We start from the raw sequence: 14066 nt of genomic DNA, 5'->3' as shown, positions 1-14066 counted from the left end.
ACAGCGATTTGTGCGCAAGCGCCCATCGCTGTCTTTACTATGCCTATGCGCGGCTCATTGCACGCGTAACTCTCAAGTTAATTCATAATTGCATGCATCCTGCATATACATATAACACCAATGGCAGGAGGTATTTTTATGGACTATGCAGTGAATACATACGATCTGTATCGGGATATACAACAAAGAACAGGAGGAGAGATTTACATAGGTGTACTGGGACCGGTGCGGACGGGAAAATCCACGTTCATCAAGCGCTTTATGGATGAAATGGTGCTGCCCTATATGGAGGATGAACATGCCAGAATGCGGGCACAGGATGAACTTCCCCAAAGTGCCGGAGGGAAGACTATCACCACCACGGAACCGAAGTTCATTCCCAGCGAAGCAGCAAAGGTGAGATTAAATGATGATGTCGAGGTGTCGGTACGGCTGATCGATTGTGTGGGCTATATGATCGACGGCGCGGCGGGACATATGGAAGAAGATGCGGAGCGCATGGTGAAGACACCCTGGTCGGAGGAAGAAATCCCATTTACCCAGGCGGCGGAGATCGGCACGGATAAGGTCATGCAGGATCACTCCACGATAGGTCTGGTGATCACTACGGACGGCAGCATCGGAGAACTCCCCAGAAGTAATTATCTCGGAGCGGAAGAGAAGACAATCCTGGCACTGAAAAAGTCCGGAAAGCCATTTTTAGTGCTGGTCAACAGTCAGAAACCTTATTCGGAGGAGACCAGACAGGTGGCGGAAGAGATCGGCAGCAAATACGATGTTGCTGTGCTGTCGGTAAATTGCGAACAGCTGAAAAAAGAAGACATCCACCGGATCCTGGAGAAAATTTTATATGAATTCCCGCTGACAGCGGTAGAGTTTTATTTTCCCAAATGGATGGATATGCTTCCGGCAGATCATGTGGTAAAACAGGATCTGTTAAAGCAGATCCGGGAACTGATGAATACTTATGATAAGATTCGGGATGTGGCGGGACAGCCGGTGCAGCTTAAGGGGGATTATGTGAGAAGCTGCAAAATGGACCCAATCCAGCTGTCGAGCGGAATCGTTCAGGTACAGGTAGGAATCGATGACAAATATTATTACGAAATGTTGTCCGGAATGCTGGAGGAAGATGTGAAGGATGAGTATCAGCTGTTACATAAATTAAAAGAGCTGGCGGGGATGAAAAAAGAATATACCAAGGTACAGGATGCGTTGACCATGGTGAAGATCAAGGGCTATGGGGTAGTGACTCCGGACAGAGAAGACATTGCACTGGAGAAGCCGGAACTGATCCGCCACGGCAATAAATTCGGTGTCAGGATCAAGGCAAGCAGCCCGTCCATACATATGATCCGCGCCAATATCGAGACGGAGATCGCTCCTATCGTAGGCACTGAACAGCAGGCACAGGATCTGATCCGGTTTATTGATCAGGCGGAAGCACAACAGGGCATCTGGGAGACCAACATCTTCGGTAAGACGGTGGAACAACTGGTGGATGACGGCATTACCACGAAAGTTGCTTCCATTGGCGAGGAGAGCCAGTTAAAGCTTCAGGACACCATGCAGAAGATCGTAAACGACAGTAATGGTGGAATGGTGTGTATTATTATCTAATAGTTCAGACATCATCTGCATATCAGACAAATCATGCCTGCATGAATTTGACTGATTGACAGATGATGGGCTGAGCGCCGGCTAATGAGTAAAATAGCTGCGAAAGCAGTGATAAGGACGTTAGTCCGGTTTTACGAATGGCGCGGGCTGAACGGAATAGTTGCCATTGCTTTTTTCCCATTCCTTTTGTATAATACCTTTGTTGACTTTGCTTTATTTTTCGGAAAAACAGGAAGAATATTTGCTAAATTGCATGAAAATACAGTAAAACGGAGGATATAGATGAATCAGGTATATGCAAAATTACAAAACTGCTATGAATGTGTGAGAAAAAAGACAGATTTCGTACCTAAGGTGGCAATCGTCTTAGGTTCGGGCTTAGGTGATTATGCGGAACAGATCCGTGTGGTGACGGAGATCCCTTATGCCGAGATCGAGGGATTTCCCGTCTCCACCGTACCGGGACATGCAGGTAAATTTATCTTCGGTTATCTCGATGAGATCCCGGTGGTATGTATGAAGGGAAGAGTGCATTATTATGAAGGCTATGATGTGACGGATGTGGTACTTCCCACCAGACTGATGAAACTGTTAGGGGCCAAGATCCTGTTCCTGACCAATGCGGCAGGCGGCGTGAACACTTCTTTTCATGCCGGTGATCTGATGCTGATCAGAGATCACATTTCCGTATTTGCACCCAATCCTCTGATCGGTGCCAATATCGACGAGCTGGGTCTTCGTTTCCCGGATATGAGCCATGTCTATGATAAGGATTTACAGCAGATCATCCGCGAGACTGCGAAGGACAACGGCATCTATCTGCAGGAGGGGATTTATACCCAGCTGACCGGACCTTCTTTTGAATCTCCGGCAGAAATCCGCATGCTTCGGACACTTGGCTGTGATGCGGTAGGTATGAGTACAGTAGTGGAAGCGATTGCAGCCAATCACATGGGAATGCGTATCTGCGGTATTTCCTGTATCAGTAACCTGGCGGCCGGAATGACGGATCAGCCCCTGAACCACGAAGAAGTGCAGGAAGCTGCGGATATGGCGGCACCCAGATTCAAGAAGCTGGTAACGGAATCCGTGAAGAGATTTGTATAGACAGTCAAAAGGAGATAAGGATGAACTTAATCTCAGAGACAGAAGAAACAGAACTGGTCAGACAGGCATTAGAAGCCAGAAAACAGGCTTATGCTCCCTATTCCGGCTATACGGTGGGAGCAGCACTGCTTACTGTGAACGGACACAGATATTTAGGCGGCAATATTGAAAATGCTTCCTACGGAGCCACCAATTGTGCAGAACGCACTGCTTTTTTCAAGGCTGTCAGTGAAGGAGAGCGGAAGTTTACCGCTATCGCCATTGCCGGTGGAACCGCGGGAGAGGATCCCGTGGAATATGCCTATCCCTGTGGTATCTGCAGACAGGTGATGCAGGAATTTTGCACGGATGATTTTGTGATCTATGTGGTAAAAAACGAACAGGATTATCAAAGCTACACATTAAAAGAATTACTTCCCTATGGATTTGGAGGAGATGCGATCAGATGAATATCAGATTATACAATGCACGAATTCTCACCATGGAGCCCGGCAGAGAAGTCTTCTATGGTGAAATATGGGTAAAAAATGACAAGATCGCCTATGTGGCGGAACAGAAGGAATTAGCAGAGGAATGGGACAGATCCCAGTTCCCGAGAATTGCCTGGGACATTGAACTGGACTGCAAGGGAAATCTTCTGATGCCCGGATTTAAAAATGCGCACACCCATTCCGGTATGACATTCTTACGTTCTATGGCGGACGACATGCCCTTAGACCAGTGGCTGAACAAACAGGTATTTCCTTTAGAGGCAAAACTGACCGGAGAGGATATCTATGACCTGACCAGACTGGCGGTATTGGAATATCTGACTTCCGGTGTGACATCTATTTTTGATATGTATCTGACTCCGGATACCATTGCAGAAGCCTGCCTGGATACGGGCATGCGCTGTGTACTGGTATCGGGACTGAACAATTTCAGTTCTTCCCCGAAGCAGGTAGAAGAAGAATTCTTAAAATGGAATAAGAAGAATTCCCTGATCAGCTACCAGCTTGGCTTCCATGCGGAATATACCTGCTCCAAAGAACTGCTTCGGAAAGTGTCGGAAATGGCACATCATTACCGGACACCGGTATATGCCCATATCTCCGAGACAGAGAAGGAAGTGGAAGAGTGTAAGGCACGCTACGGCATGACGCCGCCCATGTTCTTAGACTCTCTGGGAATGTTCGACTACGGCGGAGGCGGTTTCCACTGTGTCCATGTGACAGATCAGGATCTGGACGTTTTCCGCAGACATCGTATGTATGTGATCACGAACCCCGGATCCAACACGAAGTTAGCCAGCGGCATTGCACCTATTGCCGATTATGTGCGTCATAAGATCCCGGTGGCGATCGGAACCGACGGACCTGCCAGCAACAACTGTCTGGATATGTTCCGTGAGATGTTCTTAGTCACCGGCTTAAGCAAGCTGTTAGAGAAGGATGCTGCCAGCATGGATGCCATGGAAGTACTGAAGATGGCAACGGTGAACGGTGCTAAGGCAATGCGCCTGAACCGGGCAGATATTCTGGCAAAGGGCAAATATGCAGACCTTATCATGATCGATCTGCATCAGCCCAACATGCAGCCTATACATAACATTCCCAAGAATCTGGTCTACAGCGGCAGCAAGTCCAATGTCTGCATGACCATGATCGGCGGCAAGATCCTGTACCGTAACGGAGAGTTCAACGTAGGAGAGGATCCGGAGCGCATTTATGCCAAGTGCGACAAAATCGTAAAAAGACTGTTGACTGAGTAAGCAAACCACTCAGAAGACATAGAAACGGAGTTCCCCGTGCAGCTCCCAGAATACTTAGGAGGGAAAAGATGTTAGAAAAAATCTTCAAACTGAAGGAAAACAACACCACGGCAAAAACAGAGATCATTGCCGGCTTGACCACATTCATGACCATGGCTTATATTATAGCCCTGAATCCGAACCTGTTGACCGGTTTCGGCAAGGATACCATGCCGGAGCTTTGGAACGGTGTTTTCCTGGCAACCTGTATTGCATCCGCGATCGGTACCATCGTAATGGCATTTCTGGCAAATAAGCCGTTTGCCATGGCACCCGGAATGGGACTGAACAGCTTTTTTGCAGTCGTAGTAACAAATATCGTAGCCCTGACCGGAATGACCTATGTGGCATCCTTCCAGGCTGCTCTGTGCATTGTCCTGATCGAGGGTATCGTTTTCCTGGTTCTCTCCGTACTGAACATTCGTGAGAAGATCGTAGATGCTATTCCTCTGGGCGTGCGTCTTGGTATTGCACCTGCCATCGGTCTGATGCTGTTAAACATCGGTGTAGGCTCCAATGCAGGTGTCTATTCCGAGAACGGCGGACCTTTCTATGCTATGAGAGACTTCTTCGGTGCACTGACACCTTCACTGGCCAAGACCAATATGGGCTCCGGCTATTCCGCAATGGTTCTGTCCGTTGTCACCATGTTTGTAGGTCTGTTTGCCATTGTTGTTCTGGCACAGAGAGGGGTTAAAGGTGCTGTATTACTGGGTATCCTGATCTCCAGCATCATCTACTGGGCAGGAGAGGCTATATTCCTGGGAACCAATCCCTTTGCGTCTCTGGCAACCGCATCCTTCGTACCTGCTTTTGGAGATATGGCTTCCACCACACTGTTTAAGTTTGACTTCCGGGGATTTGCAGAGATTGGCTGGTTTACCGCCATCACTCTGATCATTACCTTCTGTATCATTGATATGTTTGATACCATCGGTACTCTGGTAGGAACCGCAAGCCGTGCGGGAATGCTGGATAAGAATGGCAAGATGCCGAATATGAAGCAGGCACTTTTATCTGATGCGGTAGGTACAGTGGCAGGTTCCTTAACCGGTACTTCCACCGTTACCACATTCGTAGAGTCTGCATCCGGCGTAGAAGCAGGCGGACGTACGGGTCTGACTGCACTGACTACCGGTATCATGTTCCTTGCATGTATCTTTATTGCACCCATCGCCGGAATCATTCCTGCGGCAGCTACCTCTTCCGCACTGATCTATGTGGGTGTACTTATGGTAGCAGGTCTTAAGAATGTAGATTTCGATGACATCTGCCAGTCACTTCCCGTGGCGCTGATGATGATCGCCATGCCAATCTCCGGATCCATCGGACATGCCATCGGTCTTGGTCTGATCACCTATACTGTGATCAAGGTATTTACCGGTAAGGCAAGGGATGTTTCTGTCCTTACCTATGTATTATCACTGATCTTTTTGTTAAAATTCTTTATTGTCGCATAAAGAAAAAGGCGGGGTCAAAAGCTCCAGAGTTTGATACCTAAGAAATAGAAAAAAGATCAGAATATGGGGGCGGGCACTGCACGGGTGGTGTCTGCCTTCTTATATCCGGAAAAGTGAGAAAAAATATGGAATTTGTTGTATTTGCAGGTGTACTGCTTTTTCTTTTTTTATTCATGATCGTACAAGAGCTTATGCAGGCAAAAAGAGAGGAAAAAATGTTCCGGAAATCTCTTTTGGTAAATTACGGAAAAGAACCGCCGAAGGAATATTCGCTGGAGAGATTTGCAAGGCTTGGCAGTTATCTGGAACGACATAAGGAAGAGAATCAGTTAGATGATATTACATGGAACGATCTGGGAATGGATGAGGTATTCTGCCGGATCGACCGGACATTATCAGCGGCAGGAGAGGAATACCTGTATTTTACCCTCCGGAATATCTCCTGCGGGAAGGAAACGCTGGAGCATTTAGAGGAAGTGACCGGATGGTTTCTGGAGCAGGACGTTACCAGGGTCCGGGTACAACTGTTACTGAAAAAACTGGGGTATCTCGGGAAATACTCTCTCTATGATTATCTGGATAATCTGGACTATCTGGGAGAGCGTAACAATCGGAAGATATTGCTTTTAAATCTTCTGTATCTGTTGTTTGCCGCACTTTTATTCGTGCAGCCGGCGGTAGGGATCCTTGGGATCGTGGTGTGTATGCTGGTGCATATATTGACATACTTTCGTGAGAAAAAAGTGATTGAACCGTATATTACAAGTTTTTCCTATGTGCTGCGTATGATTAGTGTCTGTGAGGAACTGGGCAGACAGAAGATCCCGGTGTATAAAAAAGAATTGGAGGATTTAAACGAGGCGCTGAAAAGCCTGCGGGAATTAAAACGGGGTTCCTTTTGGGTGATGGCAGGAAATCAGGGGAAGATCGGCGGGAATCCGTTAGATATTCTAGCGGATTATCTGCGGATGATATTGCATCTGGATATCTGGCAGTTTAATCACATGCTTCGGAAATTAAGACAGAAGACCGATCAGGTGGACAGATTGTTAGGTATCACCGGCTATCTGGATATGGCAATCTCGGTGGGAGGCTTCCGCAGATCCTTAGAGGGGTACTGTATTCCGCAGCTGGAAGAAGATGCGAAGAAGGCGTATCTGCATATGGAAGGCGGATGGCATCCGCTGCTTACGCATCCTGTAAAAAACAGTATCCGGGCAGACAGAGGTGTGCTGCTTACCGGTTCTAATGCCTCCGGAAAATCCACCTTTTTAAAAATGGTGGCAGTAAATGCCGTTCTGGCACAGACGATTCATACCTGTACAGCGGAAAGCTATCATGCTCCGGTATTTCGGATCTTTTCTTCCATGGCGCTGCGTGACAGTATACAGAACGGCGAGAGCTACTATATTGTGGAGATCCGGTCCCTTAAAAGGATCCTGGATGCGGCACAGACAGGGACGGCTCCGGTGCTTAGTTTCGTGGATGAGGTCCTGCGGGGAACCAATACCGTGGAGCGTATTGCCGCAGCTACGCAGATATTGATACATTTGTCTGAAAGCGGAGTGCTTTGTTTTACCGCGACACACGATACCGAAATGACGGAACTATTGAAAAACTGTTATGACAATTATCATTTTGAGGAAGTGATCCGGGATGGCGACATCAGTTTCCCTTATGAACTGTTACCCGGGAGGGCTGGCACCAGAAATGCGATCCGGTTGCTTGAACTTATGGGATACGACAGAGAGATCACCAAGAGAGCTGCGGCGCAGGCGGAAGACTTTTTGCAAACAGGAAAATGGTCGGTGCAGACTCTTTTGGGGAATACTTGACGTTTGCGCCGTATCGTTGGTATACTTTATATAAATAGAATCTCACGTAAAGACCTTAGGAAAAGCATAAAAGGCATAAAGGAGAAAAATATGGCAGTCAGCTTTTTAAATTCATTTTTATCTTATCTTGTAGTGTTGGTAGTGATTGCGGCAGTAGGCGCTGTTGCCATTACCCTGGGAATTACCCTTCGCAAGAAGAAAAATAAAAAAGAGGAAATGCAACAGGCGCAGGAGACCGCTGACGGAGAATAAGGGCTATGGCAAAATCGTCAGGACAGAAATTAAAGCTTTTATATCTGATTAAAATGCTGCAGGAGAACACGGATGAGAAACATCCAATGAGTACTCCGGATATTATAAAATACCTGGAGAATCAGGGAATCCATGCAGAACGGAAGAGCATTTACAGCGATATGGAGAGTCTTACGGACTTCGGTTACGATGTGGTACAGGTGCAGAGCAGACTGGGAGGCGGCTATTACCTCGGCAGTAGAGAGTTTGAACTCCCGGAATTGAAGCTGTTGGTAGATGCAGTACAGTCCTCCCGCTTCATTACCACGAAGAAATCCAGAGATCTGATAAGGAAGCTGGAGCAGATCGCCGGGAAAAACGATGCCGGAAAGCTACAGCGTCAGGTTTATGTTGCAGGCAGAATTAAGACGGAGAATGAGAGCATCTATTATAACATCGATGCCATTCATCGCGCCATTCAGGAGAACAGGCAGATCACCTTCGTCTATCTGGACTGGAACCTGCAAAAGGAACTGGTGCCCAGACCCGGTGGGGATAAGTGCGTCAGCCCCTGGGCCCTGATCTGGCGGGATGAAAATTATTATCTGGCAGCCTACGACAGTGAAGCCGAAGTTATCAAGCATTACCGGGTGGATAAAATGGGACAGGTGGAAGTGACGGTAAATCCCAGGGAAGGGGTAAAACAGTTCTCACAGATCGACGTGACCTCCTATACGAACCAGACCTTCGGCATGTTCGCCGGGGAGGAGAGCGTGGTGACCATGGAGTTCCCCAAGCGCCTCATCGGTGTGGTACTGGACCGGTTCGGCAGAGAGGTGGATATCCGCCCTATTTCCGATACCACGTTCCGGGTTCGTGCGAAGGTGGCAGTCAGCGGACAATTCTTCGGATGGCTTGCGGGAATCGGACCGGATGCCAGGATCGCAGCGCCGGAAGCAGTACAGAAGCGTTATGTACAGTGGCTTTCGGATATTTTGCGGGAACAGTCGGGAACCGTGGAATAAAAATGTATCCAAAAATTCATTCCCTTTTTTGTATAGTTTTCTAAAGGATCCCTCGTTGACAAGGCAGGGATTCTTTTTTATACTGATAAATAGCACCCACAATATATTGCTATCTGATGCGGATAAATACCATATATGGTATTTGCTAACGCTATCGTAAGTAAGAGGGATACAGCAGAATCCGGGCATTTTCCGGACATTATCGTATGAAGGGAAGAGAAATATGAGCAGCAATTTTGAACATGACCATGAAGAAAATGAAGATTATGGCAAACAGTTCAGACCGGACAGGGAGATCTATGTCGTAAAAAAGGACGGGAGCAAGGAGCTTTTTAATGTACAGAAGGTAATCAGTGCAGTAGGCAAAAGTGCATACCGCGCCCTGACGAAATTCACCAAAGAAGAAAAAGAGAATATCTGCCAGTATGTGGTAGATAAGGTAAACGAACTGGAAGTGGATGAAATTCCCATTCCCATTATGCACAATATTGTAGAAAGTGCCTTAGAGCAGGTGAAACCGATCGTCGCAAAAAGCTATCGCGATTATCGTAACTATAAGCAGGATTTTGTACGGATGCTGGATGATGTCTATAAAAAGAGTCAGTCCATCATGTACATCGGAGATAAGGAAAATGCCAACACGGATTCCGCCCTGGTATCTACTAAGCGCAGTCTGATCTTTAATCAGCTGAATAAGGAATTGTATCAGAAATTCTTCCTGACCACGGAAGAGATCCAGGCATGTCGTGACGGTTATATTTATGTGCATGATATGTCTGCCAGAAGAGATACCATGAACTGCTGCCTGTTTGATGTGCAGAATGTCCTGACGGGTGGCTTCGAGATGGGCAACATCTGGTATAATGAGCCGAAGACTCTGGATGTGGCATTTGATGTCATCGGTGATATCGTCTTAAGCGCTGCCAGCCAGCAATACGGCGGATTCACCGTACCCAGCGTGGATCTGATCTTAGAGCCTTATGCTGAAAAATCCTACAACAGAGCCCTGGCAAAATACGAGAGACTGGGAGTAGCCGCAGATGTGGCGGAGAGAGAAGCACTTGCAGATGTGAAGAAAGAATTCGAACAGGGCTTCCAGGGATGGGAATATAAATTTAATACTGTGGCAAGCAGCCGTGGCGATTATCCTTTTATTACCGTGACTGCTGGAACCGGTACTGGTAAATTTGCCCAAATGGCTACTATTACCATGCTGGAAGTCCGCAGAAAGGGACAGGGCAAAAAGGATCATAAAAAGCCCGTTCTGTTCCCGAAGATCGTATTTTTATATGATGAGAATCTGCACGGTCCCGGTAAGCCGCTGGAAAATGTATTCGAAGCCGGTGTGGAATGCTCTGCCAAGACCATGTATCCCGACTGGCTGAGCCTGACCGGTAAAGGCTATGTGGCAAGCATGTACAAACAGTATGGCAAGATCGTATCTCCCATGGGATGCAGAGCTTTTCTGTCTCCCTGGTATGAGAGAGGCGGCATGCATCCGGCAGACGATAAGGATCAGCCGGTATTCGTAGGCAGATTCAATATCGGTGCGGTATCCCTGCATCTGCCCATGATCCTGGCAAAAGCGAGAAAAGAGAGCAGAGACTTCTATGAAGTGCTGGATTACTATCTGGAACTGATCCGTCAGCTCCACATCCGTACCTATGCTTATTTGGGGGAAATGCGTGCATCCACGAACCCTCTGGCATATTGTGAGGGAGGTTTCCTGGGAGGACATCTGAAGCTGACAGACAAGATCAAACCGTTACTGAAATCCGCAACGGCAAGTTTTGGTATTACAGCGCTGAATGAACTGCAGGAACTTTACAACGGCAAGTCCCTGGTAGAGGATGGGGCTTTCGCTGTGGAAGTACTGGAGCATATCAATCAGAAAATTTCGGAATACAAGGAAGAGGACGGCAACCTGTACGCCATCTACGGAACTCCCGCAGAGAATCTGTGCGGTCTGCAGGTAAAGCAGTTCCGTAAAAAGTACGGTATTATTGAGGGCGTTTCCGACAGAGAATATGTCAGTAACAGCTTCCACTGCCATGTGACAGAGGATATTACCCCCATTCAGAAACAGGATCTGGAGAACCGTTTCTGGGATCTGAGCAACGGCGGCAAGATCCAGTATGTAAAATATCCGATTGATTATAATACCGAGGCGATCAAGACACTGATCCACAGAGCTATGGATATGGGCTTCTATGAAGGTGTAAATCTGTCGCTTGCATACTGTGATGATTGTGGACATCAGGAACTGGAAATGGATGTATGCCCTGTCTGTGGCAGCCGCAATCTGACCAAGATCGACCGTATGAACGGCTATCTGTCTTACTCCAGAGTACACGGAGATACAAGACTGAATGATGCCAAGATGGCGGAGATCGCAGAACGTAAGAGTATGTAGAGACAGGATGGACAGATAAATGAGATATCATAATATAACCAGGGACGATATGTTGAACGGCGATGGACTGCGGGTCGTACTGTGGGTAGCAGGATGTAACCATTGCTGCAGAGACTGTCAGAATCCCATTACCTGGGACCCCGATGGTGGACTTTTATTTGATGAGGCTGCGAAACAGGAGATTTTTGAGCAGCTGGAGAAGCCATACATTTCCGGGATCACCTTTTCCGGCGGAGATCCCATGCATCCCGTGAACCGTGCTGATGTGAGAGAACTGATGCAGGAGATCAGAGAAAAATACCCTACGAAGACGATCTGGATGTATACCGGAGACAGTTGGGAGGACATATACGATCTGCCGATCATGCAATATGTGGATGTCGTGGTGGACGGAGAGTTCCATGTAGAAGAAAAAGATGTAAAACTTCTGTGGAAAGGCAGTAAGAACCAGCGGGTGATTGATGTGAAGAAGACACTTGCCGGAGAACATCCGGAAGATGTGGTACTGCACTGCGGAGATTATGCGTAAAGAAAACAGATCCACAGTGACTTAAGAGAAACAGATACTGTAAAAATAAGAAAAGGACAAAAGAACCATGCATAGAATCGCTAAATTTCATTTTGTGAGCCCTTCACAGTTTTTGACTGCCATGCAGGAGGAATATCCGCAGTATACGGAGGAACAGATCAAGGAAATGTACGAGGCTCTAAAGCTTCCGAAGAGAGCTACGAAAGGAAGTGCCGGATATGATTTCTTTGCTCCGTTTACTTTTAAACTGACACCCGGAGAGACTATTAAAATCCCGACCGGTATCCGGGCGGAGATGCAGGAAGACTGGGTATTGCAGATATACCCAAGAAGCGGACTGGGCTTTAAATACAGACTGCAGATGAACAATACGGTGGGCATCATTGATAGTGATTATTTTTTCTCAGACAATGAAGGACATATTTTCATGAAGATCACGAATGATTCCAATGAAGGCAAGACCGTGGAGGTTCCCGCAGGAACCGGGTTCGCCCAGGGGATCTTCATGCAGTACGGTATCACAGAGGACGATGATGCGGAAGGCATTCGCAACGGTGGCTTCGGAAGTACTACAAAATAATCTATAAGGATAAAATCCTCCGAAGGAGACATGATGAAGTTATGATATGTACCCAGAGGGGGATTTTTTATGCCACAGAACATATGCAGTATGTCGATGGACGGATGGAGTTTAGGACGAACTTCAATATTATTCACGGTGCTCGTGGCGGAGAGCTCAGCTCGGAAGTGATTTGGCAATGGCGTTCGTGGCGAATGCAAATTATACCCATGTGAATTATGAACTGCGGTCTGTATTGAAATCTATGAGGATATTAAATGTGACAAAATGTATCACTTTTATCGACGAAATTGAAAAGGTTGCCTGTCAATGATATAATGGCGCAAAAGAAAAACCATAAAATTTATAATATCAGGAGGCAATTAATGTTTAAAATCGTTACAGACAGTACAGCAGATCTGCCCGCAGAATATCTGAAAGAACATGATCTTGGATGCATAAATCTCAGTTATATTATGGATGGTGTGACATATGGGCAGGGACAGGAACTTCCCGAGAAGGAGTTCTATGCACTGATGAGAAGCGGCAAAATGCCCACCACTTCCCAGGTGAATCCGGAGGAGGCAAAGAATCATTTCCTGAACTATTTAAAAGAGAACAAAGAGATCCTGTGTATCGCCTTTTCTTCCGGATTAAGCGGTACCTATAACAGTATGCGCGTAGCAGCGGAAGAGATTATGGAGGAACAGCCGGATTGCAGGATCATAGTTATTGACAGCCTGTGTGCCTCTCTGGGAGAGGGGCTGTTAGTGCATAAGGCAGTTACCTTAAGAGACCAGGGCAAGTCCTTGGAAGAAGTGGCAGAGTGGGTAAAAAATAATCGTCTGCATCTGGTGCATGTATTTACCGTGGATGATCTGTATCACCTCTACCGCGGAGGACGTGTCAGCAGGGCAACAGCAGTCGTGGGAACATTAGCGGGTATTAAGCCCAAGCTCCATGTGGATGATGAAGGACACCTGATTGTCATCGGTAAGGTGAGAGGGCGTAAAAAATCCCTGCATGCATTGGTGGATTATATGGAAGAGAAAATGGGTTCTTACCGTGATCAGAATGATATCGTATTTATCAGCCACGGGGATGATCTTCCGGCTGCAGAACTGGTAAGGGATCTGGTGAAGGAGCGGTTCGGAATCGACAGCTTCTTGATCAATTATGTCGGACCTACCATTGGGTCCCATTCCGGTCCCGGAACACTGGCGCTGTTCTTCATGGGAGAGGAACGGTAAATTGAGAGTTACGAGCCATGCAAAAATAGAACGGAATGCCTCGGTGGGAGCTTGCTCACACAAGAGGTTATTTCGTTCTATTTTTATACCGTGCGTCCAATGGACACACTCGACAGCCGTCAATGAAATAAATGTGGAGCGCCTTTTGCGACACATTTATGAATTGAATGCATGGCTCGTAACGTAGGGCTGTCGTAAACTCCACGAACGCCCACGATGAACGGAACATCACGCCTTGATGTCGCGTC

At 47.1% G+C, this 14066-nt stretch carries 12 protein-coding genes; all 12 read left to right on the top strand.

Annotation, left to right across the window (positions count from 1 at the left end; all coding sequences use genetic code 11):
- Window positions 1–150 precede the first annotated feature (150 nt).
- Window positions 151–1620, top strand: a complete 1470-nt coding sequence (gene spoIVA / locus ACTRDR_RS14090; RefSeq protein WP_176864224.1) for a stage IV sporulation protein A — start codon at window positions 151–153, stop codon at window positions 1618–1620.
- Window positions 1621–1902: 282 nt separating this feature from the next.
- Entirely contained in the window at window positions 1903–2727 is an 825-nt protein-coding gene (locus ACTRDR_RS14085) for a purine-nucleoside phosphorylase (protein WP_176864222.1), read from the top strand.
- 20 nt (window positions 2728–2747) lie between these two features.
- Window positions 2748–3176 (top strand): cytidine deaminase, encoded by a 429-nt coding sequence (cdd, locus tag ACTRDR_RS14080; RefSeq protein WP_440528225.1) that lies wholly within the window; start codon window positions 2748–2750, stop codon window positions 3174–3176.
- Window positions 3173–4477, top strand: coding sequence for an amidohydrolase (locus ACTRDR_RS14075; protein ID WP_440528223.1), 1305 nt, complete (start codon window positions 3173–3175; stop codon window positions 4475–4477). Before cdd ends, ACTRDR_RS14075 begins: the two co-directional genes overlap by 4 nt.
- A gap of 68 nt (window positions 4478–4545) precedes the next feature.
- On the top strand, window positions 4546–5976 hold the full coding sequence (locus ACTRDR_RS14070; RefSeq protein WP_440528221.1) for an NCS2 family permease: 1431 nt from the start codon (window positions 4546–4548) through the stop codon (window positions 5974–5976).
- Window positions 5977–6101: 125 nt separating this feature from the next.
- Window positions 6102–7811, top strand: a complete 1710-nt coding sequence (locus tag ACTRDR_RS14065; RefSeq protein ID WP_440528219.1) for a MutS-related protein — start codon at window positions 6102–6104, stop codon at window positions 7809–7811.
- 90 nt (window positions 7812–7901) lie between these two features.
- Window positions 7902–8063: a hypothetical protein gene (locus tag ACTRDR_RS14060; protein ID WP_176864212.1), complete on the top strand. Its 162-nt coding sequence runs from the start codon at window positions 7902–7904 to the stop codon at window positions 8061–8063.
- 5 nt (window positions 8064–8068) lie between these two features.
- Window positions 8069–9067, top strand: coding sequence for a helix-turn-helix transcriptional regulator (locus ACTRDR_RS14055; RefSeq protein ID WP_440528217.1), 999 nt, complete (start codon window positions 8069–8071; stop codon window positions 9065–9067).
- A 223-nt stretch (window positions 9068–9290) separates the two neighbouring features.
- Complete coding sequence (gene nrdD, locus ACTRDR_RS14050; protein ID WP_440528215.1) at window positions 9291–11480, top strand: anaerobic ribonucleoside-triphosphate reductase; 2190 nt, start codon at window positions 9291–9293, stop codon at window positions 11478–11480.
- Between the two features lie 19 nt (window positions 11481–11499).
- Window positions 11500–12009 (top strand): anaerobic ribonucleoside-triphosphate reductase activating protein, encoded by a 510-nt coding sequence (gene nrdG / locus ACTRDR_RS14045; RefSeq protein ID WP_176864206.1) that lies wholly within the window; start codon window positions 11500–11502, stop codon window positions 12007–12009.
- 67 nt (window positions 12010–12076) lie between these two features.
- Entirely contained in the window at window positions 12077–12589 is a 513-nt protein-coding gene (locus ACTRDR_RS14040; RefSeq protein ID WP_440528214.1) for a deoxyuridine 5'-triphosphate nucleotidohydrolase, read from the top strand.
- A 365-nt stretch (window positions 12590–12954) separates the two neighbouring features.
- A complete protein-coding gene (locus tag ACTRDR_RS14035) occupies window positions 12955–13818 on the top strand; it encodes a DegV family protein (protein ID WP_440528213.1) in 864 nt (287 codons plus the stop codon).
- Window positions 13819–14066: the final 248 nt, after the last annotated feature.

It is taken from the genome of Simiaoa sp. (genome assembly GCF_051972595.1).
GTDB lineage: Bacteria > Bacillota > Clostridia > Lachnospirales > Lachnospiraceae > Acetatifactor > Acetatifactor hominis.
This window is presented reverse-complemented; position numbering and strand designations above follow the sequence as displayed.